The 26,225-nt window shown below is 69.2% G+C and carries 22 protein-coding genes; 15 read left to right on the forward strand and 7 right to left on the reverse strand.

Features of this window, described 5'->3' with window-relative positions:
• Positions 1-120 precede the first annotated feature (120 nt).
• From PV679_RS10615 to PV679_RS10650, 8 genes are all read left to right on the forward strand, one after another.
• Positions 121-777 carry an HAD family hydrolase gene (locus PV679_RS10615; RefSeq protein WP_319679875.1) on the forward strand — a complete coding sequence of 219 codons (657 nt, stop codon included), beginning with the start codon at positions 121-123 and terminating at the stop codon, positions 775-777.
• A gap of 43 nt (positions 778-820) precedes the next feature.
• Entirely contained in the window at positions 821-2,035 is a 1,215-nt protein-coding gene (locus tag PV679_RS10620) for an MFS transporter (protein WP_319679876.1), read from the forward strand.
• Entirely contained in the window at positions 2,004-3,176 is a 1,173-nt protein-coding gene (locus PV679_RS10625) for an acetoin utilization protein AcuC (RefSeq protein ID WP_319679877.1), read from the forward strand. The genes PV679_RS10620 and PV679_RS10625 overlap by 32 nt, the downstream gene beginning before the upstream one ends.
• Before the next feature lie 153 nt (positions 3,177-3,329).
• Positions 3,330-4,145 (forward strand): phosphatase, encoded by an 816-nt coding sequence (locus PV679_RS10630; RefSeq protein WP_319679878.1) that lies wholly within the window; start codon positions 3,330-3,332, stop codon positions 4,143-4,145.
• A gap of 128 nt (positions 4,146-4,273) precedes the next feature.
• Positions 4,274-4,486 carry a helix-turn-helix domain-containing protein gene (locus tag PV679_RS10635; protein WP_014046653.1) on the forward strand — a complete coding sequence of 71 codons (213 nt, stop codon included), beginning with the start codon at positions 4,274-4,276 and terminating at the stop codon, positions 4,484-4,486.
• A 288-nt stretch (positions 4,487-4,774) separates the two neighbouring features.
• Entirely contained in the window at positions 4,775-4,873 is a 99-nt protein-coding gene (locus PV679_RS10640) for a 30S ribosomal protein bS22 (protein WP_003948845.1), read from the forward strand.
• Between the two features lie 331 nt (positions 4,874-5,204).
• Positions 5,205-6,242: an NAD-dependent epimerase/dehydratase family protein gene (locus PV679_RS10645; protein ID WP_319679879.1), complete on the forward strand. Its 1,038-nt coding sequence runs from the start codon at positions 5,205-5,207 to the stop codon at positions 6,240-6,242.
• Between the two features lies 1 nt (position 6,243).
• Positions 6,244-7,374 (forward strand): lysophospholipid acyltransferase family protein, encoded by a 1,131-nt coding sequence (locus PV679_RS10650; RefSeq protein WP_319679880.1) that lies wholly within the window; start codon positions 6,244-6,246, stop codon positions 7,372-7,374.
• A gap of 184 nt (positions 7,375-7,558) precedes the next feature.
• Here the strand turns inward: PV679_RS10650 and PV679_RS10655 are convergent, their stop codons facing one another.
• The 3 genes from PV679_RS10655 to PV679_RS10665 all read right to left on the reverse strand — a co-directional run bounded on the left by PV679_RS10655 (position 7,559) and on the right by PV679_RS10665 (position 11,157).
• Positions 7,559-8,758 (reverse strand): DUF5667 domain-containing protein, encoded by a 1,200-nt coding sequence (locus PV679_RS10655; RefSeq protein ID WP_319679881.1) that lies wholly within the window; start codon positions 8,756-8,758, stop codon positions 7,559-7,561.
• Positions 8,759-9,044: 286 nt separating this feature from the next.
• Positions 9,045-9,839, reverse strand: coding sequence for an ECF subfamily RNA polymerase sigma factor, BldN family (locus PV679_RS10660; protein ID WP_319679882.1), 795 nt, complete (start codon positions 9,837-9,839; stop codon positions 9,045-9,047).
• 376 nt (positions 9,840-10,215) lie between these two features.
• Entirely contained in the window at positions 10,216-11,157 is a 942-nt protein-coding gene (locus tag PV679_RS10665) for an HAD-IB family hydrolase (protein WP_319679883.1), read from the reverse strand.
• A 150-nt stretch (positions 11,158-11,307) separates the two neighbouring features.
• Between PV679_RS10665 and PV679_RS10670 the strand changes: the two genes are divergently transcribed.
• From PV679_RS10670 to hemB, 6 genes are all read left to right on the forward strand, one after another.
• Positions 11,308-11,595: a glutaredoxin family protein gene (locus PV679_RS10670; protein WP_319679884.1), complete on the forward strand. Its 288-nt coding sequence runs from the start codon at positions 11,308-11,310 to the stop codon at positions 11,593-11,595.
• A gap of 365 nt (positions 11,596-11,960) precedes the next feature.
• Positions 11,961-12,749 carry a redox-sensing transcriptional repressor Rex gene (locus tag PV679_RS10675; protein ID WP_319679885.1) on the forward strand — a complete coding sequence of 263 codons (789 nt, stop codon included), beginning with the start codon at positions 11,961-11,963 and terminating at the stop codon, positions 12,747-12,749.
• Complete coding sequence (locus tag PV679_RS10680; RefSeq protein WP_319679886.1) at positions 12,746-14,101, forward strand: glutamyl-tRNA reductase; 1,356 nt, start codon at positions 12,746-12,748, stop codon at positions 14,099-14,101. Before PV679_RS10675 ends, PV679_RS10680 begins: the two co-directional genes overlap by 4 nt.
• Positions 14,098-15,075 carry a hydroxymethylbilane synthase gene (hemC, locus tag PV679_RS10685; RefSeq protein ID WP_319679887.1) on the forward strand — a complete coding sequence of 326 codons (978 nt, stop codon included), beginning with the start codon at positions 14,098-14,100 and terminating at the stop codon, positions 15,073-15,075. The genes PV679_RS10680 and hemC overlap by 4 nt, the downstream gene beginning before the upstream one ends.
• On the forward strand, positions 15,072-16,727 hold the full coding sequence (locus tag PV679_RS10690; protein ID WP_319679888.1) for a bifunctional uroporphyrinogen-III C-methyltransferase/uroporphyrinogen-III synthase: 1,656 nt from the start codon (positions 15,072-15,074) through the stop codon (positions 16,725-16,727). Before hemC ends, PV679_RS10690 begins: the two co-directional genes overlap by 4 nt.
• Positions 16,724-17,722, forward strand: a complete 999-nt coding sequence (gene hemB, locus PV679_RS10695; protein ID WP_319679889.1) for a porphobilinogen synthase — start codon at positions 16,724-16,726, stop codon at positions 17,720-17,722. Before PV679_RS10690 ends, hemB begins: the two co-directional genes overlap by 4 nt.
• A gap of 100 nt (positions 17,723-17,822) precedes the next feature.
• On the opposite strand, the gene PV679_RS10700 is transcribed toward hemB, so the two are convergent.
• Positions 17,823-19,604, reverse strand: coding sequence for an FG-GAP repeat domain-containing protein (locus PV679_RS10700; protein ID WP_319679890.1), 1,782 nt, complete (start codon positions 19,602-19,604; stop codon positions 17,823-17,825).
• Positions 19,605-19,987: 383 nt separating this feature from the next.
• Complete coding sequence (gene argS / locus PV679_RS10705) at positions 19,988-21,751, reverse strand: arginine--tRNA ligase (protein ID WP_319679891.1); 1,764 nt, start codon at positions 21,749-21,751, stop codon at positions 19,988-19,990.
• A 164-nt stretch (positions 21,752-21,915) separates the two neighbouring features.
• On the opposite strand from argS, the gene lysS reads away from it, so the two are divergent.
• The gene (lysS, locus tag PV679_RS10710) at positions 21,916-23,664 is read left to right on the forward strand and encodes a lysine--tRNA ligase (protein ID WP_319679892.1); all 1,749 of its coding nucleotides are present in this window, start codon (positions 21,916-21,918) and stop codon (positions 23,662-23,664) included.
• A gap of 71 nt (positions 23,665-23,735) precedes the next feature.
• On the opposite strand, the gene PV679_RS10715 is transcribed toward lysS, so the two are convergent.
• Both PV679_RS10715 and PV679_RS10720 read right to left on the reverse strand, forming a co-directional pair.
• Entirely contained in the window at positions 23,736-25,196 is a 1,461-nt protein-coding gene (locus tag PV679_RS10715; RefSeq protein WP_319679893.1) for a DUF2637 domain-containing protein, read from the reverse strand.
• Between the two features lie 240 nt (positions 25,197-25,436).
• Entirely contained in the window at positions 25,437-26,180 is a 744-nt protein-coding gene (locus PV679_RS10720; protein ID WP_319679894.1) for a DUF3558 domain-containing protein, read from the reverse strand.
• Between the last annotated feature and the right edge of the window lie 45 nt (positions 26,181-26,225).

Genomic DNA, 26,225 nt, shown 5'->3' on the forward strand with positions numbered 1-26,225 from the left:
ATGGTACTGCAGGGGGGACCCTGTGGGAGAGTAGGACGCTGCCGAACAATTGTTGTGGGAATGCCCTGTGCCTTTAGGTACAGGGCATTCCTGCGTTCAGGACCGGTTTAGGGTCGAGGTATGCGCTACGAGCTGATCATTTTCGACAATGACGGTGTCCTCGTCGACAGCGAGCCCCTCTCCAACACCATTCTGGCCGCCTATCTCACCGAGCTCGGCCATCCCACGTCCTACGAGGACTCCCTGCGGGACTACATGGGAGCCGCCGTCCATCGCGTGCATGACTTCGTGGAGGAGCGGACTGGGCAGCGGCTGCCCGCGGACTTCGACGACACTCTGCACGCCAGAGTCTTCGCCGCTTTCGAAAGAGAGTTGGAGCCGGTCGCCGGCGCGGTCGAGGTGCTGGAGAAGCTGGCCGCCGACGGAGTGCCGTACTGCGTCGCCTCGTCCGGCAGCCATGAGCGGATCCGGGTCGGGCACCGTAAAACCGGCCTGGACCGTTGGTTCGGAGACGACATTGTCTTCAGCGCGCAGGACGTCGGACGAGGTAAGCCGGCCCCGGATCTCTTTCTCCATGCGGCCGAGCGGATGGGAGTGGCTCCGGAGCGCTGCGCGGTCGTGGAGGACAGCCCGCTCGGGGTCGCGGCCGCCAGGGCCGCGGGCATGGATGTGTACGCGTTCACCGCGATGACACCCGCCGAGAAGCTGACCGGGGCGACCGGATACTTCTCCAGGATGGCGCGACTGCCGGAACTGCTTGGCCGATCCGTTGCCTGATCCGTCTACCCACGGGTAGCGAGGCGCCCTACGCTGTCCGGCCATGACGGATGCGCGTTTACGGCACGGCCGGGTCTCCCTTGCGCTGAGTTTCCTCGTCCAGGGGGTGACCTTCGCTCTTCTCGTGACTCGTATCCCAGCCGTCCAGGACCGGTACGGCATATCCGACGGGCTCCTTCCGGCGTTTCTCGCCGCGGTGCCGGTCCTCGCCGGGTTCGGCAGTGTTGTCACCGAAAGGCTTGTGGCGCGGGTGCGGCCGGGAGTGCTGCTGCGATGGGCGCAGCCTGTCGTACTGCTGGCTCTTCTCGGCGTCGGAGCGGGAGACCGGCTGTGGCACATCGCGGTGGCCCTGGGAGCGTTCGGGCTCGCGGTCGGCGCGCTGGACGCGTCGATGAATATGCTCGGAGTGAGCCTTCAGCGGGCGTACGGGCGCAGCATCATGCTGGGCTTCCATGCGGCGTACAGCCTTGGCGGGATCACCGGGGCCTCGCTGGCCTGGGCGGGAGCGCACTGGGACTGGTCGCTGCTGATGTCCTATCTGCCCGCGGTGGCGGTGCTGTTGTCGGCCGTGCTCGTGGGGAGCCGCTGGTACGTGGATGCTGAGCGCGAGCGGGCGGGCGGTGCCGTGGACAGCGTGGAGAAGAGTCACGGCGGCAAGCCGGTCGTGTTCAGGCTTCTGCTGCCGCTCTGCCTTGTCATGGCCTTCGCGTACATCGGTGATTCGACGGTGTCGAACTGGAGCGCGAAGTACCTCCAGGATGTGCTGGGCGGCTCGGAGGAGCTGGCGACCGTTCCGTACAACGCCTATATGGTCACCACGCTGCTGGGGCGTGCGGCCGGAGATCTCGGCGTGCGGCGGTTCGGAGCGGTGGCCGTTGTACGGGGCGGGGCGCTGCTGGCGGCGGCCGGGTTCGCGGTGGTGGCGCTGGCGCCTGGGGCCTGGGTGGGGATCGTCGGATTCACGACGCTGGGGCTCGGGCTGTGTGTGATCGTGCCGCAGACCTTCGCAGCGGCCGGGCGGCTGTTTCCCGCTGCCAGCGATGCCGCGGTGGCCCGGCTCAATATCTTCAACTATGTGGGTTTTCTGATCGGGGCCCCGCTGGTGGGGGCGCTCGGCGACGCGTGGAGCTATCGGGGCGCGATGCTGGTGCCGATGGTGATGATCCTGGTGACCCTGGTGTACGCCCGCTCGTTCGGAGCGGGTCCGGCCCGATACGGTGGCGGGCATGAGCGGCCGCGCACTGTTGATGTGGGATGACGCAGTAACGGGTTATGACTTCGGGTCCAGCCATCCGATGGATCCGGTCCGGTTGGCGCTGACCATGGGGTTGGTGCGGGCGTACGGGCTGGACAGAGCGGTCGACGTGGTGTCCGCGCCGGCCGCCGGCGATTCGACGCTCCGGCTCGTGCACCATCAGGACTATGTGGACGCGGTACGACGGGTCTCGCTGGATCCGCGGTCCGCCGACGGTTCGTACGGTCTCGGCACCATGGACGACCCGGCCTTCGCCGGGATGCATGAGGCGTCGGCGCTGATCGCCGGTGAATCGGTCGGTGCCGCCGAGGCGGTGTGGCACGGCGAGGCCGCTCATGCTGTCAACTTCGCGGGCGGACTGCATCATGCGATGCCGGGCTCCGCCTCCGGGTTCTGCGTCTACAACGACGCCGCACTGGCCGTGGCACGGCTGCTTGAGCTGGGTGCGGAGCGGGTCGCCTACATCGATGTGGATGTGCATCACGGAGACGGTGTGCAGGCTGTGTTCTGGGAGGATCCGCGCGTCCTGACGGTCTCGTTGCACGAGCATCCGCGGACGCTTTTTCCTGGCACCGGCTGGCCGGAGGAGACCGGCGCCGGAGCGGGCGAGGGCAGCGCGGTGAATGTGGCGCTGCCGGCCGGGACGGGTGACGAGGGCTGGCTGCGGGCGTTCCATTCGGTGGTGCCCGAGCTGCTGGCGGACTTCCGGCCGCAGGTGCTGGTGACCCAGCACGGCGCGGATACGCACTTCGAGGACCCGCTGGCGCATCTGGCCGTGTCGCTGGACGCGCAGCGTGCGGTGCAGGAGGCCTGCCACGACCTGGCGCACGAGCACGCCGACGGCGGGAGGTGGGTCGCGCTCGGCGGCGGCGGTTACGCGGTGGTGGATGTGGTGCCGCGGTCCTGGACGCATCTGGTGGGCATCGCGGCGCATGAGCCGGTCGATCCGGAGTCGGTGATACCGGCGTCGTGGCGGGACGAGGTGTACGCACGGACACGCCAGTTGGGACCTGGGCGGATGACGGACGGACGGACACCGGGCTGGCGGTCGTGGGAGAGCGGTTACGATCCGGCGGACCGGCTGGACCAGGCGATCCTGGCTACGCGGAAGGCCGTGTTCCCGCTGCGAGGGCTGCTGGCCTGAGGGCTGTTCCCGTAATCCTCCGTGAGCGAAGGCCCGCCGGGGAGGCGGAGAGTCTTCCGGAACGGGTCCGTCTGCCGCCGGCTGTTACGCCAACTGTGCGGAGAATCCAGGGTTCCGCCCCGGAGAGGCGCCGGAACCGGGACCATCGGCAGGGTGTTGAGCACCGGAGCGCTGCGGGCGCATCTACTGGCGGCCAGGCTGGCCGGTCCCGTGGCCACGTCGCGGGAGGAGAGCCTGCGCAGCTACCGTCTCTTCGCTGCTCGCGATCCGCGTGTGACGCTCGGACTTGATCCCGAATGGGCGTGGGCCGAACGGGACTTGCTCCAGCTCATGGCCGAGAAGTGTGGGGTTTCGAGCGATCCCGATCATGTGTCAGGTCCGGATGTGATCGATCCGGAGCGGACGCTCAGCGCGCTGGACGCGTTCGCCGAGCGGCTGCGCCAAGCCGCGGCGCACCGGGTCCCGGTGCTGTTCGGGACGGGACATCCGCACCGATTGCTTGGATTCTACGCAGGTCTCGCAGACGCTTTGTCGGCGGCGGGATGTCTCGTCCTCACCCCGGCGCAGGGGAGATGTATCGACATAACGACCCGGTTCGGCGTACGCACGTACAACCTCGGCTACGTAGGGGGTGTGGCGTTGGTGCGGGAACCAGGAGCCGGGTGCGCCGGGAGTGAGCCCGGCGCGCACACCCATTCACCGCTGCCGGTTCGGGTGGCGCTGGACGGGCTGGCGGAGGCCGGCGGGCCGCTTCCCGAGCTGGTCGTCGGGGACCATGGCTGGGTCTGCGGCGCAGGTCAGCTCGGGATTGAGGCCATTGGCCTGGCCGATACGGACGATCCCGCGCTGTTCGTCGGAGAGGCGGAGGGACGAGTGTCCGTGGCTGTTCCGCTTGATGATGCGGTGCGATCGGCTTACTACCGGCCGCTTACTCGCTATGTACTCAATCGAGCGTGTCTGTCACAGTAGGCGGCCGAAGGCTACTCCTCTTCCCCACTCGTATCACCCGCCCCTAGTCTGGGGTGTGAGCGCACAGCGACGAAGAGTTACCGGAGGGGAAGCCGGTGGCCGTCGTGTGCGGAAGGTACAGGTGGGTCATGGCTGCTGGCAGCGAGAGGCCTCTCAACGAGGTCAAGTTCCTTACCGTGGCGGAGGTCGCCTCGGTGATGCGTGTGTCGAAGATGACCGTGTACCGGTTGGTGCACAGTGGTCATCTGCCGGCGATCCGGGTGGGCAGGTCTTTCCGGGTGCCGGAGCAAGCGGTTCACGAGTACCTCCGCGAGTCCTTTGTGGGGGTTGAGTCGGCCTAGGGCGTGTCTGACACCTAGCGCCGTCCGCCCGGAGGGCGGGGCCCGCGACGTCTGGTGCGTGCGATCCCAAGGCGGAGGATCATCCGTGTACTGGACGTACTCGGATGACTCCGACAACGCGGTGAGCGTGCGTGCCAGGCGTCGCAGGCCAGGCGGGATGTGTCAGACAGGGCCTAGGGCGTGCCCTCGGATTACGTCCCTCACTCGGCGACGGGTAGGCTAGGCCGACGTAGGTCGTGTGGGCCCAGACGCCCCGCACCGAGTGAAGAGAAGTGAGCGAGGGTAGTCGTGGGCTCTGTTATCAAGAAGCGGCGTAAGCGGATGGCCAAGAAGAAGCACCGCAAGCTGCTCAAGCGCACCCGCGTTCAGCGTCGCAACAAGAAGTAAGCGGCGGCTGTTCGTGCAATTCGCGGCCCCTCCACCGTTCTGGTGGAGGGGCCGCGGTCTTTGTTCGGCCAAATAAGCCGTCAAGCGTGTCGCGTGGTCATCCCCGTGCAATGCCGACCGGCTACGGTGACGCTTAGGCGCTGTCCGGTCGGTCTTCGCGGGCCGGCGACGCCTGGTACGGCACCTCGCTGCGTTGCCGGAGTCGTCCACGTACGTCCGTCCATCGACGACGCCGATCCTCCGCCTGGCGATGCGCCGCACCAGACGCCCCGGGCTGATCCACGACGATCGACCGGACAGGACGTGGAAGACCTAGGGGAAGGCGCTGATCTTGGGCAAGGTCGTGCTCGTGACCGGAGCGGCCCGGCAGCTCGGAGGCCGTTTCGTACGACGCGTGCAACGCGATTCCGACGTGGATCGGGTGATCGCTGTGGACGCGGTCCCTCCTGAGCACCATCTCGGTGCCGCGGAATTCATTCAGGCCGATATCCGCCAGCCCGCCATAGCGAGAGTCCTGGCCCAGCATCATGTCGACACCGTCGTCCATATGGATGTGACGGGTACTCCGCTGGGAACCGGCAGTCGTGCCACGGTCAAGGAGACCAATGTCATCGGCACGATGCAGCTCCTCGGCGCCTGCCAGAAGTCGCCGACCGTGAAGCGTCTGGTGGTCAAGTCCAGTACGAGCGTGTACGGCTCGGCGCCTCGCGACCCGGCGGTTTTCACCGAGACCACACCGCCCAAATCGCTGCCGAGCGGCGGTTTCGCCAAGGACGCCGTGGAGGTCGAGGGATATGTACGCGGCTTCGCGCGGCGCAGGCCGGATGTGGCCGTCTGTGTCCTGAGGTTCGCGAACATCCTTGGGCCCGCCGCGGATTCTCCGTTCGCCGAATATCTCTCGCTGCCGGTTCTGCCGACGGTCTTCGGATTTGACCCGCGATTGCAGTTCGTCCATGAGGACGACGTCATCGATGTGCTGCTGATCGCCTCGGACGAGCCGCGGCGCGGGACGCTGAACAGCGGGACGTTCAATATCGCCGGTGACGGTGTGCTGCTGCTTTCGCAGTGTTCACGGCGGCTGGGGCGGCCCACGGTGCCCGTCCCGCTGCCCGCCGTGACCTGGGTCGGCTCGGCGCTGCGCACGATCGGGATGACGGACTTCTCGCCGGAGCAGATCCGGCTGCTGACTCACGGCAGAGTTGTGAGTACGGACCAGATGCGCGAGACACTGGGTTTTGTGCCCACGTATACGACGGCGGAGGCTTTCGCGGACTTCGCGCGCGGCCGGGGCGCCGGGCTGCTGCCGCCCGAGGCTGTGGCTCGTACGGTCGACCGGCTCTCCACTCTCGTCAGCAAGGAGCGCTCCTGATATGGCCGATGCCAAGGTCATTCCCTTCGGCGACGAACCGCGGTCGAGGCGTGCCTCCGCCGGCGGCCGGCCCAAGCAGGCCAAGGACGGTGCCGCGAAGCGCTCGCTGGGACAGGGGCAGGGCCGCAAACAGGGTCCGCTGACGCCTGTGCCGGAGCCGTCGGCGAAGGAGCGGCCACCGGAACAGGCGACGGAGGACCGTGCGGCCGATGAGCGAGTGCCGGAGGATGCCGAGGCCGGGGCTTTCGGCGGCCCGGACGCGGCCGGTGAGGCCGGGTCGCGGGACACGGGGAGTAGCTGGGAGCGGCGGATCGCCGGCGGGCTGGCGTTTCTGCGCCGACGGGTCACCGGTGATTACGAGGTCGACGAGTTCGGTTACGACAAGGAACTCACCGACCAGGTCCTGATGTCGTTGATCCGGCCGCTCTACGAGAACTACTTCCGGGTCGAGGTGAAGGGCATCGAGAACATCCCGTCGGACGGCGGGGCGCTGGTGGTGGCCAATCACTCCGGGACGCTGCCGCTGGACGGGCTGATGATGCAGGTCGCCGTCCATGACAACCATCCGGCGGACCGGCATCTGCGGCTGCTGGCCGCGGACCTGGTCTTCCTGCTGCCGGTGGTCAACGAATTGGCGCGGAAGGCCGGTCACACCCTGGCGTGCGCGGAGGACGCGGAAAGGCTTCTGCAGCGCGGCGAGGTCGTCGGGGTGATGCCGGAGGGCTTCAAGGGCATCGGGAAACCGTTCGGCGAGCGCTACAAGCTGCAGCGCTTCGGCCGTGGCGGGTTCGTCTCGACGGCTCTGCGTGCGGGAGTGCCGATCGTGCCCTGCTCGATCGTGGGGGCCGAGGAGATCTATCCGATGATCGGCAACGCGAGGACGCTGGCGCGGTTGCTGGGTATTCCGTACTTCCCGATCACGCCGACGTTTCCCTGGCTGGGTCCTCTGGGAGTGCTTCCGCTGCCGACGAAGTGGACGATCCAGTTCGGCGAGCCGATTCCCACGGACAATTATCCGCCGGAGGCGGCGGAGGACCCGATGCTCATGTTCAATCTGACGGATCAGGTACGGGAGCAGATCCAGCACACGTTGTACAAGCTGCTGGTGCAGCGGCGGTCCGTCTTCTTCTGACGTCCGGCCGCTGACATCAGGCGTGAGAAATGGCCGAGGCGCGGTACTCCCCCGAGGAGTACCGCGCCTCACCCCTGTACCGCCTGCTCATACGCCCCTGGGACATGACGACGCTATGTCTCAAACGCGTCCTAGTCGTCGTAGCCGTCCTAGTTGTCGTAGTCGTTCTAGTCGGCTAGTCGTCCTAGCCGTCGTCTTCGGCGTCGAAGCCCAGGCCGGGCAGCAGGTCGGGCAGTAGCGGCGGGATGGTGACGTCGGGACCGGGCTGGACGGGGCTGTTCTCGGACGGTGACGGGGTGACGCTGTTCAACGGCGGGTCGAGCAGGCCGCCGTCGAAGAAACCGTCTCCGGCCGAGCTGTCGGAGCCTGTCCCCGACGGGTTCGGTCTGTCGCTGGAACGCGAGCGGCCGTCGTTCCCGCTCGGTGAGGAGGGCGAGGGATGGTTCGTACGGTCGGCGCCGGAGGAGTCCTGGGTGGAGCCGGGCCGGGTGGCGCCCCGGGTCTCGCGGGCGGGTGGCAGCAGTGACTGCAGCGGAGCGACCTCTTCGTCTATGGCGTCGAACACCGAGTTGACCTCGTTGCCCACATCCGTCAACTGGACCGGCAGCCGGTCGCGGAGCCCGTTCCACGCCTGGCGGTGCGAGGCGGAGAACGACGAGAGGGTGGCGATCGGGCCGAGCGAGCCGTCCCGTTCGTATGCCTGGTGAAGCAGGCGATGGCCCTCGGTGGCGTCGTGTTTCATACCGCTCAGAGTGCGTCGGATCTCGCCCAGGGATTCGTGGTCCAACTGGCCGGAACGGCCGCGCTCCATCAGCCGGCGAGCTTCGCTGAGCCGGGTCGAGGCATGGTCGAGATACAGCTCGCCGCGGTCGGATTCGTCGTCCGCCAAATTGAGCTTGAAGTCCTCCATGCCACGCTTCAGCCCGTACAGCGAGTCACCCGGCAAAGCGTCGGAGCTGGCGGCTGCCACTCCGCCGAACGCGCCGGCCGCCACACCGACCGTGAGTCCGCCGGCCGCGAGGCTCTTGGACCAGCGCGTTCGTGGGCGCAATTTCCGGAGCGGGGAGGCCCGGTGGGCGCCCCGGCCCGGTTTCCGTTGCTCGGGCACGGCAGGGCCCGACGACGCACCTCCGGCCGCTGTGCCCTCCAGCAGCATGGCCTCCATGGCTGCCACGAGCTGTGCCCGTTGCACCACTTTGACCTCGGGGTCCAGCGTGGGTTTCGGCAGGTCGCCGAGACCACTCGCCAGGGCCAACAGCCGCCCCTGTTCGGCCGGTTCGGCCGACTCGGCGGGCTGTTCGGCCGCCGCGCCCTGGACCGTCTGGTCTTCCAGGGCCTGGGCGAAGGCGTTCGCCCGCCGGTGTGCCGAAATGTTCGCGATCACTGGCGGCACCTCCTCTCGTCATGACGATCGACTCCCCTGGGGGTCCGGAAGGTTGCACGCCTTGAGCACATCCACACGATTGAGTGAGTGGCTGCGGGCATGGCGTGACCGCAGGGAGCCTGCATCCCGCACAACGAGCGGCGCGGCACTTGGGTTACGCGCGACGGATGATCGGACCAGCGCGTCATCGAGGCGTCACCGACTGTGAGTTGAGTCCGTGGTGGAGGTGGACGGAGATACACGGAGGCGGACGGAGCGGGGCGGCGGTACGGGCGGTGAGTGGCGGTCAGCGTGCGTCTTCCGGGAGCAGCCGGGCCAGCGTGCGGACAGCCCGGTACTGCAAGGTTTTGATCGCTCCTTCGTTCTTCCCCATGACCCGGGCCGTTTCGGCGACCGAGAGTCCCTGCAGAAAGCGCAGCGTGACGCACTCCTGCTGCTGGGGGTTGAGTTTCCGTACGGCTTCCAGCAGCGCCGCGTTCGAAAGGGACTCCAGCACGGAGTCCTCGGGGCTGCGCTCGACCTCGTTGGCGTCGAGCATTTCGCCTGTGGTCACTTCCAGTCGGAAACGGCTCGACTTGAAGTGGTCGGCGACCAGATTCCTTGCGATGGTGACCAGCCAGGCGCCGAAGTCGCGCCCTTGCCAGGTGAAGGTGGAGATCCGGCGCAGCGCGCGCAGGAACGTCTCGCTGGTGAGATCCTCCGCGGTCGCCTTCCCGCCCACGCGGTAGTAGATGTAGCGGTAGACGGTGTCGCTGTACTGGTCGTACAGCCGGCCGAAGGCCTCGGCCTCACCGGCCTGGGCCCGCTCGACGAGTTCCATCATGCGGGCGCTGTCGCTGTCGGCGGTGGGCCGGCGAGCGGTGGTCGAGGCGGCGGCGCTGCTTCGGCTTCCCCGTCTGCCGACCGCCGCACCGCCGTTCGCCAGGGCATAGCAAGATCCGATAGGGCCGCTCACGGCAGGGGCCGGTGCGGCGAAGGCGGGTACGGCGTACGCGGTGGGGACGAAGCCGCGCAAGTGGTCGAGGACCGTTGCGCGCAGCGTAGCCAGGCCCGAGGCGTCAACCCCGACGTGTGGGTACACGGGACTCCCAGAGGCAGAGCTTCCATCACGTGCAGTGCGGGACCATTCACTCGTCGTGGCGACGTGTGGGGTCCGGTATGCGTCTGAGGAGAATAACGCTTCGTACAGGCAGCGCTACACCCAGTTGCTCAAATCATCGATTACGTCGCTTCCGTGCCGCCTAGGCGACGCATCAAGTCGCACATGGTGACCGTTTATTAGTCAGATTGCGTCAAGATCTGTTTGGTCGCGTGATGGGTTGTGCCTGAGTGAGTGCGCCGGGAGTGTCGCGCGGGTCGTACGGGTAGAACGTCCGGACGGTGCGCGCGCACACGTGCGTACGGCCCCGGAGCCAAAGCCGGGGCCGTGCGGAGTGAGTGCGGGATCGCCGGTGGCGCTACCTGCGGCGGCGGTGCAGGGCCACGGCGGCGACGGTGCCGCCGGCGAGCGCGCCCACTCCGGCCGCTGCCGGGATGCCGACCTTGGCGGCCTTGCGGCCGGTCCGGTAGTCGCGCAGCCGCCATTCCAGCCGCCGCGCGTGCTTGCGGAGCTTGGCGTCCGGGTTGATGGCGTAGGGATGTCCGACCAGCGAGAGCATCGGGATGTCGTTGTGCGAGTCGCTGTACGCGGCGCAGCGGTCCAGGTCGAAGTCCTCGGCCGCGGCCAGTGCCCGGACGGCCTCGGCCTTCGCCGGGCCGTGCAGCGGTTCGCCGACGAGCTTGCCGGTGTAGACGCCGTCGACCGATTCGGCGACGGTGCCGAGGGCGCCGGTCAGGCCGAGGCGGCGGGCGATGATCGTCGCGGTCTCCACCGGCGCTGCCGTCACCAGCCAGACCTGCTGGCCCGCGTCGAGGTGGGCCTGGGCGAGGGCGCGGGTGCCGGGCCAGATGCGGTCGGCCATGTATTCGTCATAGATCTCCTCGCCGATGGACATCAGCTCGGAGACGCGATGACCTTTGACGATGGACAGGGCGCTGTCGCGGGCGTCCTGCATGTGCTCGGGGTCCTCGACGCCGGCCAGTCTGAACCAGGCCTGCTGCCAGGCGAACCGGGCGAGCTCGCGGCGCTGGAAGAACTTCCTCTTGTACAGGCCGCGGCCGAAGTGGAAGATCGCCGCGCCCTGCATCACGGTGTTGTCGAGATCGAAGAAGGCGGCGGCGCGGGCGTCCCCGAAAACGGGAAAGTCCGGCACCACGGCGGCCATGGCGGCGGCAGCGGTGTCGGTCTCGTGCGGCTCCTGTGTCGACTTGAGCCCTGCTTCGGCTGCGGCCTCGCCCGCGAGCACGCTCCTGGCTGTGGCGGAGCGCTTGCGGGGGGTGAGCCATCCCAGTGCGGCCATATCGTGAGCATAGCCAGTCTGTTCGGGACTTCCTGACGGGCGGGGACGCGGTGGGGTGAACTCTCCGCGACCGATGCGTTAATCGGGCTATCAGGACCGGGCTGTGGACGACCGGCGACTCGGGTCCGCGCGGAGGCGGAGAATGGCTGTATGAGTCCTCTGTTGCGGCGTACGACGAAGAAGACCGAGAGAACGGCTGCCGAGCGGCTGGTGACACTCGTCTCGAAGCCCGGGTGTCATCTCTGTGACGATGCCCGAGCGGTGGTCGAGGCGGTGTGCGCGGAGACGGGCGCGTCCTGGGAGGAGAAGGACATCACCCAGGACGAGGCGCTGCACCGCGCGTACTGGGAGCAGATCCCGGTGGTGCTGGTGGACGGGGAGCAGCACACGTTCTGGCGGGTGGACGCCGGCCGGCTCCGTCGTGAACTGGGGGCCTGACCGAAAAGACGGTTACCATCGTGGGCGCTTCGCCGGGTCTCTCCGGGAGGTCGCGGTCCGGATCCCGACACGGTCCGGCAGTCGCCGCCGGAGATTCCGGGGCCGGTCCCGGAAGGACGCGGAGAGCGGTCGCGGGGGCGTATTCGTGAGGAGTGTGTACGGCATTGCCCCCTTCGTATGTGCAACGGGATGATCCGGTCGCCGGTTCCGGGATCGCGAGATCCGGACGCGTGACGCCGGTCACTTTGCACGGACAAAACGGACACAATCTTTGTGCACGCGTTCACAAAGACATAGCCTGCATTCGACGGGGCGGTCCTGGGACATACGGCCGCCTGCAGCCCCGCTCATCCCGCAGGAGCACCGTGGCAACTGGCCGAACTCACCGACCGGCGACCCGTAGCCGAGGAATCCCCGAGGCCACCGTCGCCAGGCTTCCGCTGTATCTGCGGGCGCTGACCGCTCTTTCGGAGCGATCCGTCCCCACTGTCTCGTCCGAGGAACTCGCGACCGCGGCCGGGGTCAATTCCGCGAAGCTGCGGAAGGACTTCTCGTACCTCGGTTCCTATGGGACCCGGGGCGTGGGCTACGACGTCGAGTATCTCGTCTACCAGATCTCCCGCGAGCTGGGGCTGACCCAGGACTGGCCGGTTGTGATCGTCGGTATCGGTAATCTCGGCGCCGCGCTGGCCAACTACGGCGGTTTCGCGTCCCGCGGTTTCCGGGTGGCCGCGCTGATAGACGCCGATCCCGCGATGGCCGGCAAGCCGGTCGCCGGAATGCCGGTCCAGCACACGGACGAGCTGGAGAGGATCATCAGCGACAACGGCGTCTCGATCGGGGTCATCGCCACCCCGGCGGGCGCTGCCCAGCAGGTCTGTGAGCGGTTGGTCGCCGCCGGTGTGACGTCGATCCTCAACTTCGCGCCGACCGTGCTCTCCGTGCCGGACGGTGTGGACGTGCGGAAGGTCGACCTCTCCATCGAGCTGCAGATCCTCGCCTTCCACGAGCAGCGCAAGGCCGGCGAGGAAGCCGCGGCGGAGGTGGTCCCGCCGCCCGTCGAGCGGGACAGTGCCGTGGAGAGCGCGACGGACGGCGTCGCGACGACCCGGAAGGGACCCGACGGGGATGTTCCCGCGGTGATGCCGGCATGAGTCTTCTGGTCGTCGGACTGAGCCATCGCACCGCGCCGGTGAGCGTGCTGGAGCGTGCGTCGCTGCCCACCGACACGCAGGTCAAGCTGTTGCAGGACTCGCTCGCGGCGGAGCCCGCGACGGAGGCCGCCGTGCTCGCCACCTGCAACCGCATCGAGCTGTACGCCGACGTCGACAAGTTCCACGCCGGAGTGGCCGAGCTGTCCACGCTGCTCGCGCAGCACAGTGGCGTCGGCCTGGAAGAGCTCACTCCCTATCTCTATGTGCACTACGAGGACCGGGCCGTCCACCATCTGTTCTCGGTGGCCTGCGGGCTGGACTCGATGGTCGTCGGCGAGGGGCAGATCCTCGCGCAGATCAAGGACGCGCTGGCGCAGGGCCAGGACCTGCACACCGCCGGCCGGCTGCTCAACGATCTGTTCCAGCAGTCGCTGCGGGTCGGAAAGCGGGCCCACAGCGAGACCGGCATCGACCGGGCCGGGCAGTCGCTCGTCACCTTCGGCCTGGAGCAGCTCGCCGCCGGTGCGGCCGTGGAAGCCTGGGCCAAGCGCAAGCGGGCACTGGTGATCGGCGCGGGCTCGATGTCCTCGCTGGCCGCCGCGACACTCGCACGGGCCGGCGTGGACGAGATCGTCATCGCCAACCGCACGGCCGCGCGCGCCGACCGGCTCGTACGGATCCTCACGGAGCCCGGCGGCACGGGCGTGACCGCGCGCGCCGTGGAGATGGGCGCTGTCGGTGACGAGCTGGCACAGGCCGATCTGGTGGTGTCCTGTACGGGCGCGACCGGCCTGGTACTGACCGCCGCCGACATCGAGGCGGCGCTGTACGGGCGCGAGGCGCCGCTGGCGCTGCTCGATCTGGCCATGCCCCGGGACATAGACGCCGCTGTGCACCGCCTCGGCGGGGTCAGGCTCGTGGACATCGAGTCGCTGGCGGAGGCCTCGGCCGACGCGCCCATGGCCGCCGATGTCGACCAGGTCCGCACGATCGTCTCCGACGAGGTGGCCGCCTTCGGCGCCGCCCAGCGCGCCGCGCACATCACGCCGACCGTGGTCGCGCTGCGCGCCATGGCCGCCGATGTGGTGAGCAGTGAGGTCGCGCGTCTCGAAGGCCGGCTCCCCGATCTGGACGAGAAGCAGCGGGCCGAGGTCACCAGGACCGTGCGCCGCGTCGTCGACAAACTCCTGCACGCGCCCACCGTGCGGGTCAAGCAGCTCGCCAGCGAGCCCGGCGGCGCCGGATACGCGGACGCGCTGCGAGAACTCTTCGACCTCGACCCGCAGACGGTCGCCGCCGTCAGCCGGGCCGACCTGAATGACACCGACGGTGTAGGCAGAGGGCGAGTATGACCGAGAAGTCACTGAGGCCCGAGAAGCCATGGAGACTGGGAACCAGACGCAGCAAGCTCGCCATGGCCCAGTCCGGGCTTGTGGCGGAGGCGGTGCGTGAGCTGACCGGCCGGCCGGTGGAGCTGGTGGAGATCACCACGTACGGCGACACCTCCCGCGAGGATCTCGCGCAGATCGGCGGTACAGGCGTCTTCGTCACCGCTCTGCGCGAGGCGCTGCTGCGTGGCGAGGTGGACTTCGCCGTGCACTCCCTCAAGGACCTGCCGACGGCCCATCCCGACGAGCTGACGCTGGCCGCCGTGCCGCGCCGGGAGGACCCGCGGGATGTCCTGATCGCGCGGGACGGGCTGTCGCTGGACAGGCTGCCCCGGGGCGCCCGGGTGGGTACGGGGTCGCCGCGCCGGACGGCGCAGCTCAACGCGTACGCCCGCAACCACGGCCTCGCCATCGAGACCGTCCCGATCCGGGGAAACATAGACACCCGGATCGGACATGTCCGCAGCGGGGAGTTCGACGCCGTCGTGCTCGCCGCGGCGGGGCTTCACCGGATCGGCAGGATCGGTGAGGTGACCGACTTCCTGCCGGTCGACACCGTCCTGCCCGCCCCCGGCCAGGGGGCTCTCGCAGTGGAGTGCGCCGCGGTCAACGCAGACCTCGCCGCCGTGCTCGCCGAGCTCGACGACCCGTACACCCGGGCCGCCGTGACCGCCGAGCGTTCCCTGCTCGCCGCCCTGGAGGCCGGCTGCAGCGCACCTGTGGGTGCGCTGGCCGACCTGCTGGCCGACGGACAGGTTGTCAACGAAATGCGCCTGCGCGGCGTCGTCGGCACCACCGACGGCTCGACGCTGGTGCAGCTGTCCACCACCGGTCCCGTACCCACGTCGCTCGGCGACGCCGTCGCGCTCGGTCGCGAACTCGCGTCCGAGATGCTCGCCAAGGGTGCGGCCGGTCTTATGGGGGAGCGAGCACATTGAGCCCCACCACCTCTGACCTTTCGGCCTACTCCGCATCGGGGCACGTCACCTTCCTCGGTGCCGGACCCGGAGATCCGGGCCTGCTGACACTCCGCGCCGTCGAGGCGCTCGCGGGGGCGGATGTACTGATCGCCGAGCCGGATGTGCTCGACGTCGTACGCAGCCATGCCAGGGCGGGTGTGAGCACGCCAGCACTGACAGTTGTTGACGATGCGTCAAAAACCGCCGGGATCCCCGCGATCCGGGATGCGGTCAATCTTGTCATGGAGGCCGCGAGGGGCGGCAAGCGGGTGGTCCGTGCGGTCACCGGGGACCCGGGGCTGGACGGCGACGCGGGCTCGGAGATGCTCGCCTGCGCCACCGCGGGCATTGCCTTCGAGGTCGTCCCCGGCATCGCGGCCGCGGTCGGTGTGCCCGCGTACGCCGGGGTGCCGCTGCGTGACGCGCAGGGCACGGACGTGCGTCTCGTGGACGCCAGGACCGCCAGCGACCGCTGCTGGGCCGAGGTCGGCGCCAGCGACGGCACGGTCGTCGTCTCCGCCACCCTGGAGTCGGTGGCCGGCGCCGCCGGTGAGCTGGTCGCGGCGGGCCGCAAGCCGGACACCCCGATGACCGTCACCGTCGCGGGTACGACGACGCGCCAGCGCACCTGGACCGCCACGCTCGGCACCGTCGCGCAGACGCTCAAGCAGGCCAAGGTGCTGCCGTCGCCGGACGGACACCAGCCCGTCATAGCCGTGGTCGGTGAGCGCAGTGCCGCCGCCCAGCGCGACCAGCTCGCGTGGTTCGAGTCCAAGCCGCTGTTCGGCTGGAACATCCTCGTCCCGCGGACCAAGGAACAGGCCGCTTCGCTCTCCGATCAGCTCAGGTCGTACGGAGCGGTCCCGCACGAGGTCCCGACGATCGCGGTCGAGCCGCCGCGCACGCCGCAGCAGATGGAGCGCGCGGTCAAGGGTCTGGTCACCGGCCGTTACGAGTGGATCGCCTTCACCTCGGTGAACGCGGTGAAGGCGGTACGGGAGAAGTTCGAGGAGTACGGGCTCGACGCCCGCGCCTTCGCCGGGATCAAGGTCGCCGCGGTGGGCGAGCAGACCGCCGCCTCCCTGGTCGACTTCGGTGTGAAGCCCGACCTGGTGCCGTCGGGTGAGCAGTCCGCCGCCGGTCTGCTGGAGGACTGGCCGCCGTACGACCCGGTGTTCGACCCGATCGACCGGGTGTTCCTGCCGCGCGCCGACATCGCCACCGAGACCCTGGTGGCGGGCCTGATCGAGCTGGGCTGGGAGGTCGACGACGTCACGGCGTACCGGACGGTGCGCGCTTCGCCGCCGCCGGCGGAAACCCGTGAAGCCATCAAGGGCGGCGGCTTCGACGCCGTCATGTTCACCTCGTCGTCGACCGTGCGGAATCTGGTCGGGATCGCGGGCAAGCCGCACAACGTGACGGTGATCGCGTGTATCGGCCCCGCGACGGCGAAGACCGCCGAGGAGCACGGTCTGCGCGTCGACGTCCTCTCGCCCGAGCCGTCGGTGCACAAACTGGCCGAGGCGCTCGCCGCGTTCGGTGCGGCGCGCCGGGCCGCGGCGGTCGAGGCGGGTGAACACGTCACCAGGCCGAGCGAGCGCCGGCCCGGATCGCGCAGGAGGCGCACGTGACTTCGCACAGTTCTTTTCCCGGTTCGCGGCCCCGGCGGCTGCGGGTCAATCCGGTGATGCGGCGGATGGTCGCCGAGACGCGGCTGCACGCGGCGGATCTGATCCTTCCCGCGTTCGTACGGGAGGGGATCGCCGAGCCCATTCCCATCTCCACGATGCCCGGAGTGGTCCAGCACACGCTGGACACCCTGCGCAAGGCGGCGGTGGAGGCGGCCACCGCCGGAGTCTCCGGGATCATGCTCTTCGGCGTCCCGGAGGAGGCCAAGAAGGACGCGGTGGGGACGGCGGGCACGGACCCGGACGGCATCCTCCAGGCCGGTATCCGCGCGGTGAAGGCGGAGGTCGGCGACGAGCTGGTCATCATGTCCGACCTGTGCCTGGACGAGTTCACGGACCACGGCCACTGCGGTGTGCTGGACGACCAGGGGCGCGTCGACAACGACGCGACGCTGGAGCGCTACGCCGAGATGGCGCAGGTCCAGGCCGACGCGGGTGTCCATGTGGTGGGCCCGAGCGGGATGATGGACGGCCAGGTCGGCGTGGTCCGCGACGCGCTGGACACGATCGGCAAGGAGGACGTGTCGGTCCTGGCCTACACGGTGAAGTACGCGTCGGCGTTCTACGGTCCCTTCCGGGAGGCCGTGGGCTCCTCGCTGAAGGGTGATCGCAGGACCTATCAGCAGGACCCGGCCAATGCGCGCGAGTCCCTGCGGGAGCTGGCGCTCGACCTGGCGGAGGGCGCCGACATGGTGATGGTCAAGCCGGCGCTGCCGTATCTGGACGTGCTGGCGCGGATCGCGGCCGAGGTGGATGTGCCGGTCGCGGCGTACCAGATCTCCGGCGAGTACGCGATGGTCGAGGCGGCGGCGGAGAAGGGCTGGATCAACCGCGACGCGGCGATCCTGGAGACGCTGACCGGCGTCAAGCGGGCGGGCGCGGGCATGATCCTGACCTACTGGGCGACGGAGGTCGCGCAGAAACTGCGGAAGCTCTGAGCAAGACTCCGCGAGGATCTCACCAGGGCAGGCGGCCGGCTTCCGTGCGGAAGCCGGCCGCCTGCGTACGGCCGGAGCCGGCCCGGCCGTACGGTCCGGCTCAGACCAGGTCGGCGTACTGGTTCCAGCCGCCCGTCCCGATCTTCACGCGCTCCTTGAAGGGCGTGGCCGCCAGGCCGGTGCCCGCGTAGAAGTACAGCTCGCCCGCCGAGTTCGAGGCCAGCAGATCGGCGATGCCGTCGCCGTTGAGGTCACCGGGCGCGGCGAGATTGGTGTACTGGCTCCAGCCGGTGCCGCCGACCTGTGCCTTGGCGCCGAAGGGCGAGGCGGCGTTGCCGGTGCCGGCGTAGAGGAAGAGGCCGCTGGTGCTGCGGGCCACGAGGTCCGCGCGGCCGTCGCCGGTGAGGTCACCGGCGCCGACGATCTGGTTGAATTGCATCCAGCCGCTGCCGCCGATCTCGACACGGCCCTGTACCGACAGGCCGTTGCCGTTGCCCGCGTAGAAGTACAGGTCGGTGGAGCTGCGGGCCAGCAGATCGCCCTTGCCGTCGCCGTTGAGGTCGCCGGGGCCGAGGACGAGGTTGTACAGCTTCGAGCCGCCCGCGATCTCCGGGTCGGACGCCGCGTAGAGGCCGTCGTTGTACAGATGGCCGTCGTACGTGCTGTGCTCCAGCAGGTCCGAGATGCCGTTCGCGCGCAGCGACACCGCGTGGATGAGCCGCGACAGCGAGCGGTCCCAGCCCTCGCCGATCAGGTACTTCGCGGAGAGCCGGCCGGTGCCGGTCGCCTCGTAGTAGTAGACAGTGCCGTCGGCGGTGCGGGCGAAGACGCCGCTCTTGCCGAAGTTCGGCTGGTTGCCGGAGCCCGCGAACTGCGTCACCGTGCCCCAGTCCGTGCCCATCTCCTGCCGGGCGGCGAGAGTGCCGTCGCCGTTGCCCTCGTAGAAGTAGAGCGTGCCGTCGTACGAGCGGGCCACCAGGTCCGCGGTGCCGTTGGCGTCGTAGTCCGCGCCACCGAGAAGCTGGTTGTACTGGAGCCAGCCGGTGCCGCCGATCTGGGTCCGCTCCTGGAACGGGTAGCCGGTGCCGCTGCCGTTGCCCGGGTAGACGTACAGCCCGGTGGAGTTGCGCGCGACGATGTCGGCCAGGCCGTCGCCAGTGAGGTCGTCGACGCCGACGAGCTGGTCGAACTGGCTCCAGCCGGCGCCGCCGACCTGGATCCCGGCGGTGAATCCGGTGCCCGTGCCCGGGAAGAGGAACAGTCCCGCGGTGCTGCGGGCCAGCAGGTCCGGTGCGCCGTCACCGGTCAGATCGCCGGGTACGAACAGTTTGTTGTACGCCTGCCAGCCGGTGCTGAGCGTGGTGTACGAGGTCAGCCCGCCGTCGCTGGTGGCGTTCGCTCCGCTGTGCAGCCGCAGCGCGCCGGTGGATGTCACGGTGAGAAGGTCGGGCCTGCCGTCGCCGGTCAGATCGCCCGGCAGCATCAGGTCCTTGACCTCGGAGTCGTCGGCGCCGATCGCCACCGCGCCGCCGTAGCCCCAGTCGGTGAACACCTCGCCGTAGTTGAGGCGGTACACCAGGTCGCCGGAGCCGTCGCCGTTCAGGTCGGCGCGCTGGGCCGCGCTGTCCGCCGCGGCCCGCCCGGCGGAGAGGCGTCCGGATGCGGGAACGTCGGCGGTGGCGCGGCCCGGGACGGTGAAGGTGGGCCGGTCGGCGGCTGACGGTGCGGGAAGAGTGACGGTGCCCTGCGGCCCCGCGCCCGGCTCGTCCGCCGTGGCCGTGACCGCCAGTGAGCCGCTCACCAGCAGCCCGGCGCAGCTCAGCGCGGCCGTGAGAGCGATCCGACGGGACCACGGGGCCCCGGGTCTTGCCTGGGTAGGCATGCTGCCTCCTGAGAGAACGTGAAGGAACCCGGGATCAGGAGCGGCTCATGCCGAGCACGGCGGTGCGCGTGGTCGCGTCGTTGGAATGCCGCCGGCTCAGGGCACGGCGGGAACTGCCCCCCACAGCGATGGCGTCCCTCCCCAGGTCGTGGAGGTAGGTGTATCCGGCTGAGGCTTCTGAGGGCAAGTCAATTGTGAACCACCGGTGGATTTTTCGTTAACAGAGAGGGACGAATCGGTGGATGGCCGGAGCAATTCGAGGCTGTCGCGTACGACTGTCCGCCGTGCGGCGAGGCGGAGAAGCGGACCGGCGGCGCGACACGGACGCCGACCGCGAGGCCCCGCCGGTCACGGACCGGCGGGGCCTCGCAGTCGTGGAGATCTCAGAGGCGCTCGGGAGCCCGGATGCCGAGCAGCGCCAGGCCCTGCCGGAGGGTGCGGGCCGTGATGTCGCACAGGAAGAGGCGGTTCTCGACCAGCTCCGCCGGGTTGTTCTCGTCCAGCACCTTGCACTGGTCGTAGAACGTCGTGAAGAGCGAGGAGAGCTGATAGAGGTACGCGGCCAGCTTGTGCGGCTCGTATCCGGACGAGACCTCGGCGAGCACCTCGCCGAACTGGTCCACATGCAGGCCCAGCGCCCGCTCGGCCGTGGCCAGTGCCAGCTCCGGATGCGCGACCGGCACCGCGTCGCCCGCCTTGCGGAGGATGGACTGGATGCGGGCGTGCGCGTACTGGATGTAGACGGAGGTGTCGCCGTGCAGCGAGACCATCTGGTCCAGGTCGAACTTGTAGTCGCGGGCCGCCGACGTGGACAGGTCCGCGTACTTGACCGCGCCGATGCCCACCTGCGTACCGCGCTCGGCGATCTCTTCCTCGCTGAGGTCCTTCGCCTTTTCCCGGACGACCGCCGTCGCCCGCTCGACCGCCTCGTCGAGCAGGTCCTCCAGCCGGACGGTCTCGCCCTCACGGGTCTTGAACGGCTTGCCGTCCTTGCCGAGCACCGTGCCGAACGCGAGCTGGACGGCCTGGACGCCGTCGTTCAGCCAGCCGGCCCGGCGCGCGGTCTCGAAGACCATCTTGAAGTGCAGCGACTGGCGCGCGTCGACCACGTACAGCAGGGTCGTCGCGTCGAGGCCGCCCACCCGGTCGCGGATCGCGGAGAGGTCGGTGGCCGCGTAGCCGTAGCCGCCGTTGGACTTCTTGACGATCAGCGGCACCCGGTTGCCGTCCGGACCCAGGACATCGTCGAAGAAGACACAGAGCGCGCCCTCGGAGCGGACCGCGACGCCGGATTCCTCCAGCAGACGGCAGGTCTCCTCCAGCATGTCGTTGTAGCCGGACTCGCCGACGATGTCGGGGTCGTGGATCTCCATGTCCAGCTTGTCGAAGACCGAGTAGAAGTAGATCTTCGACTCGTCGACGAACCGCTGCCAGAGAGCGAGGGTCTCCTTGTCGCCCGCCTGGAGAGCGACGACCCGCTGCCGGGCGCGGACCTTGAATTCCTCGTCGGAGTCGAAGATCGCGCGCGAGGCCTTGTAGAGGCGGTTGAGATTCGACATCGCGGTCTCGCCTTCGAGGTCCGCGCCGTCCTGGTGGTCCAGCTCGTGCGGGTGCTCGATCAGATACTGGATGAGCATGCCGAACTGGGTGCCCCAGTCGCCGATGTGATGGCGCCGCACCACCTTCTCGCCCGTGAACTCCAGGATCTCGACCATCGCGGCGCCGATCACGGCGGACCGCAGATGTCCGACGTGCATCTCCTTGGCGACGTTCGGCTGCGCGTAGTCGATGACGGTCGTGCCCGGCCGCTCCGCGTACGGAACTCCGAGCCGGCTGTCCGCCGCGCGGGCCGCGAGGGTCTCGATGATCGCCCGGTCCGAGACGGTGATGTTGAGGAAGCCGGGTCCGGAGACCTCGACATCCTTGATCACGTCATTGGCCGGGAGCGCGGAGACGACCCGTGTCGCCAGCTCGCGCGGATTGCCCTTGAGCTTCTTGGCGAGCGCCAGGATGCCGTTGGCCTGGAAATCGGCCCGGTCGCTGCGTCGCAGCAGCGGGTCCGCGGTACCGGCCTCCGGCAGAGCTGCCGAGAGGGCGTCCGCGATGCGCTGATCGACGGTCGAAGCGAGGGAGGTGACCGAGGCCATGGGCTGGTGCCGTTCCTGTCGGGTGCGGGGAGTCGTGCCCAGTATCCCACGGGGTTCTTAACCGTTTTCGCTCTGTCGGAGGGACCTGGGAGAATGGCTGTCGTCAGACGTCGCCGGATGTGTCGGGCGTACGAAAAGCCCTTGGGCGTACGAGAAAGAAGGACGTGCCGATCGTGGCTCAGAGCACCGAGACCGACTGGGTCTCCCGTTTCGCGGACGATGTCATCGCCGAGTCGGAGCGACGTGCGCCTGGCAAACCGGTCGTCGTCGCCTCCGGTCTGTCTCCTTCCGGCCCGATCCACCTGGGCAATCTGCGCGAGGTCATGACCCCGCACCTGGTCGCCGACGAGATCCGCAGGCGGGGCCACGAGGTCCGGCATCTGATCTCCTGGGACGACTACGACCGGTATCGCAAGGTGCCGGCGGGTGTCGCCGGTACGGACGAGTCATGGGCCGCGCACATCGGCAAGCCGCTCACCTCGGTGCCCGCGCCCGCCGGATCGGCGTATCCGAACTGGGCCGAGCACTTCAAGGCCGCGATGACCGAGTCGCTGGCCGAGCTGGGTGTCGAGTACGACGGGATCAGCCAGACGGCGCAGTACACGTCAGGGGTCTACCGCGAGCAGATCCTGCACGCGATGAGGCATCGCGCGGACATCGACGCGATCCTCGACCGCTATCGGACGAAGGACAAGCCCGCCCAGGCCAAGGGTGGCAAGGCACAGGGCCAGAAGAAGGCCGAGGAGGCCGAGCTGGAGGCCGCCGAGGGCTCCGGCGCGGCCGGGGAGGACGACGGCGGCGGCGGTTCCGCGGGCTACTTCCCGTACAAGCCGTACTGCGGTGACTGCGGCACGGACCTGACCACCGTCACCTCGTACGACGACGAGACGACGGAGCTGACCTACACCTGCGCGGCCTGCGGCTTCTCCGAGACGGTGCTGCTGAGCGAGTTCAACCGCGGCAAGCTGGTCTGGAAGGTCGACTGGCCGATGCGCTGGGCGTACGAGGGCGTGATCTTCGAGCCGTCCGGTGTCGACCACTCCTCGCCCGGTTCCTCGTTCGTCGTCGGCGGACAGATCGTGCGCGAGATCTTCGACGGTGTCCAGCCGATCGGCCCGATGTACGCCTTCGTGGGCATCTCCGGGATGGCGAAGATGTCGTCGAGCAAGGGCGGCGTGCCGACCCCGGCCGACGCGCTGAAGATCATGGAGGCGCCGCTGCTGCGCTGGCTGTACGCGCGGCGCAGGCCCAACCAGTCGTTCAAGATCGCCTTCGACCAGGAGATCCAGCGGCTGTACGACGAGTGGGACGCGCTGGAGCGGAAGGTCAGCGACGGCTCGGTCCTGCCGGCCGACGCCGCCGCGTACGCGCGCGCCACCGGCACGGCGGCCGGTGAGCTGCCGCGCACGCCGCGCCCGCTGCCGTACCGCACGCTGGCCTCGGTCGTGGACATCACCGCCGGCGCCGAGGAGCAGACGCTGCGGATCCTGAGCGAGCTGGATCCGGAGCGTCCGCTGTCCTCGCTGGACGAGGTGCGTCCACGGCTCGACCGGGCCGAGAACTGGATCACCAGCCAGGTGCCCGCGGAGGCGCGGACGATCGTGCGCGCGGAGCCGGACCAGGAGCTGCTCGGCTCGCTGGACGAGCGGGCGGTTGAGTCGCTGCGGCTGCTGCTGAAGGGGCTGGACAGCCACTGGTCGCTGGACGGGCTGACGACCCTGGTCTACGGCGTGCCGAAGATGATGGAAGGGCTGGCGCCGGATGCCAGGCCGACGGCGGAGCTGAAGGTCGCGCAGCGGACCTTCTTCGCTCTCCTGTACCGGCTGCTGGTGGGCCGGGACACGGGGCCGCGGCTGCCCACACTGCTGCTGGCGGTGGGTGCGGAGCGGGTGCGCAGGCTGCTCGGCGCCTGACCGCGCGGTTCGTTCCGCTCCATGGGCCCTCATCCGCTGAGCCGGGTGAGGGCCCGTCGTCGTCCGGCCGGTCAGGCGATGTGTTCGGCGTCCAGCTCCGACTGGTAGCGGTAGCGGAAGTCGCGCAGATAGGTCCGGAGCGAACTCTCGCTCAGCGGGCCGCCGGTGCGGCCGGTGATGCCGTACAGGTCCATCAAGTACAGGCCGAACTGGCGGGCGTTGGGAAAGTCGCCGTGCTCGCTGACGTACTTCCGGAAGGCGTTGAAGTACGCCTCCTCGCGGGAGAGGTCGTCGGGCAGGCCGGGGACGGGCAGGTCCTCGGGCTGGTCCTGGCCGAGGGCGTCACCGGCGACGGCCATATCGGCGAGGTCCGCGATGTCGCTGCCGGGCCCGGTCCGGCCCTCGGGCCCCTGGCCGCTCTCGGCGTACGGAGGTGCCTGCTGCGGTCCCTGTCCGACGCCGCCGAGCGGGCGGCTGCGGCCGGGGCCCGAAGGGATCATCACCGGCGTGGGCTCCAGGCCCTCGACATAGGTCGGGTTGTACGCGCCCTCGTACGCGCCCTCCGGCACCTGCGGCGCCGCGAACCAGGGGCTCACCGCGGCGGCCGGCTGGTCCGTCTGCTGCGGTCCGGTGGTCTGGACCGGCTCGGTGGCCTGGGTCTGCTCACCGGTGCGCTGGGCCGGTATCTGAGGCTGGGCCGGTATCTGTGCCTGCGGCTGCGGCTGCGGCTGCGCCTCGGGCCGGGCCGGAGCCTGGGCCGGTGTCCGCTGCTCGGCGGGATCCGGCGTCGCGTCCTGTCCGGCGGGCAGTTCGGCCAGGACGGGCGCGGCCGCCAGCGGCGCCGGGTCGATACCGGCGGCGGCCAGACCAGCGGGCGCGGTGTCGGCGAGCGGTACGCCGTACTTGGCGAGCCGCAGCGGCATCAGCGCCTCGACGGGCGCTCTGCGGCGCCAGTTGCGGCCGAACCGGGCCTGGAGGCGCGACTGGTAGATCAGCCGGTCCTGTTCGAGCTTGATGACCTGCTCGTACGAACGCAGCTCCCACAGCTTCATCCGGCGCCACAGCTTGAACGTGGGCACCGGCGAGAGCAGCCAGCGGGTGAGGCGTACGCCCTCCATGTGCTTGTCGGCGGTGATGTCCGCGATCCGGCCGACCGCGTGGCGCGCGGCCTCGACGGAGACGATGAAGAGCAGCGGGATCACCGCGTGCATGCCGACGCCCAGCGGGTCCGGCCAGGCCGCCGCGCCGTTGAAGGCGATGGTGGCGGCCGTCAGGATCCATGCCGACTGGCGCAGCAGCGGGAAGGGGATACGGATCCAGGTCAGCAGGAGGTCGAGCGCGAGCAGGACGCAGATGCCCGCGTCGATGCCGATCGGGAACACCAGCGAGAACCTGCCGAAGCCCTTCTCCTCGGCCAGTTCGCGTACGGCGGCGTACGACCCCGCGAAACCTATCGCGGCGATGATCACCGCTCCGGTGACCACCACCCCGATGAGTATCCGGTGCGTGCGTGTCAGCTGCATCGCGGCCACCCGCGATCCCCTCCCCGTACTCGACCCGTGTCCGACCCGGCGTGCGACGTGTATTCCGGTCCTGTATTCGACATCAGGCACGCGACCACAGGTACGCGTCGGCCCGACATCTGGCGAGCACAGCCTGGCACATGTGTGCGCACGGCGTGGCGCGGGGAGCGGAGCCGGGCCCTCGAAGGCGGTCCCGGCCCGTGGGAAAGCGGGAGGAAAAGACCGCCGCCGGAGATTGTGCGACGGTCCTCAGCTCGCCTTGGACGTGTCCTCGGTGGTGGGCACCTGACCGGAGCCGTCGGCGATCGCCGCCACCGCCTCCTTGGCGGCCGTCACCGCGCCCTTCGACATCTCGGAGACGCTCGGCGACTTCGCGCCCGCGTAGCCCGTGCCGTTGTAGGTGAGAGTCACGACGACGTTCTCCGTACGGGCCACGATCGTGGCGTACGCGAAGTCCTCGTCGGTCTTCTTGAGCGTGTACGTGACCGTTGTCGCCTGGTCACCGATGCCGCTCGCCGCAGCGGACTTGACGTCCTTGGCGCCTTCGGTGCCGCGCGCGTCCGCGATCTCCTTCGTGTAGTACTCGCCGGCGCGCGCGGCACCGCTGCCGAGCGACGCGTCGGAGTCGTAGCGCATGAGGGAGACATCGAGCCAGCGGTACTGCGAGCCCTTGACGCCGTTGTCGTCCAGACCGTTCCACGAGCAGCGGCTGCGAGACGTCACATCGGTGGACTTGCTGGCCGTACCGCCCTTGACCTTCACCTTCGGGACGAGCGAGCCGATCGTCTTGCCGCCGATCGTCTTGCAGACGTCGGGCAGCCCGCTGTACTTGGCGGGCGCGACGGTCGCGGACGGCTCGGCGCTCGGCGCGGCGGAGGAGCCGTCCGCGTCGCTCTTGCTGTCGGATTCGGACGAGCAGCCGGCGACGACGAGCATCACCGGAACGGCTGCGCAGGCGAGTATGCGAGTGAGTCGCGAGGCTGATCGGTGCATGGTTCCTTCAGTCATTGGTCGTACGGTCCGATCGGCCACGGTAAC

This window comes from Streptomyces sp. AK02-01A (genome assembly GCF_033795305.1).
In the GTDB taxonomy this organism is placed as follows: domain Bacteria; phylum Actinomycetota; class Actinomycetes; order Streptomycetales; family Streptomycetaceae; genus Streptomyces.

What these genes read in the sequence shown, in the direction of transcription:
- PV679_RS10620 (WP_319679876.1), top strand. Translation starts at nt 821, where the DNA reads ATGACGGATGCGCGTTTACGGCACGGCCGGGTCTCCCTTGCGCTGAGT.
- PV679_RS10700 (WP_319679890.1), bottom strand. Translation starts at nt 19,604, where the DNA reads ATGCCTACCCAGGCAAGACCCGGGGCCCCGTGGTCCCGTCGGATCGCT.
- argS (WP_319679891.1), bottom strand. Translation starts at nt 21,751, where the DNA reads ATGGCCTCGGTCACCTCCCTCGCTTCGACCGTCGATCAGCGCATCGCG.
- hemC (WP_319679887.1), top strand. Translation starts at nt 14,098, where the DNA reads ATGACCGAGAAGTCACTGAGGCCCGAGAAGCCATGGAGACTGGGAACC.
- PV679_RS10670 (WP_319679884.1), top strand. Translation starts at nt 11,308, where the DNA reads ATGAGTCCTCTGTTGCGGCGTACGACGAAGAAGACCGAGAGAACGGCT.
- PV679_RS10680 (WP_319679886.1), top strand. Translation starts at nt 12,746, where the DNA reads ATGAGTCTTCTGGTCGTCGGACTGAGCCATCGCACCGCGCCGGTGAGC.
- PV679_RS10615 (WP_319679875.1), top strand. Translation starts at nt 121, where the DNA reads ATGCGCTACGAGCTGATCATTTTCGACAATGACGGTGTCCTCGTCGAC.
- PV679_RS10650 (WP_319679880.1), top strand. Translation starts at nt 6,244, where the DNA reads ATGGCCGATGCCAAGGTCATTCCCTTCGGCGACGAACCGCGGTCGAGG.
- PV679_RS10635 (WP_014046653.1), top strand. Translation starts at nt 4,274, where the DNA reads ATGGCTGCTGGCAGCGAGAGGCCTCTCAACGAGGTCAAGTTCCTTACC.
- PV679_RS10720 (WP_319679894.1), bottom strand. Translation starts at nt 26,180, where the DNA reads ATGCACCGATCAGCCTCGCGACTCACTCGCATACTCGCCTGCGCAGCC.
- PV679_RS10625 (WP_319679877.1), top strand. Translation starts at nt 2,004, where the DNA reads ATGAGCGGCCGCGCACTGTTGATGTGGGATGACGCAGTAACGGGTTAT.
- PV679_RS10665 (WP_319679883.1), bottom strand. Translation starts at nt 11,157, where the DNA reads ATGGCCGCACTGGGATGGCTCACCCCCCGCAAGCGCTCCGCCACAGCC.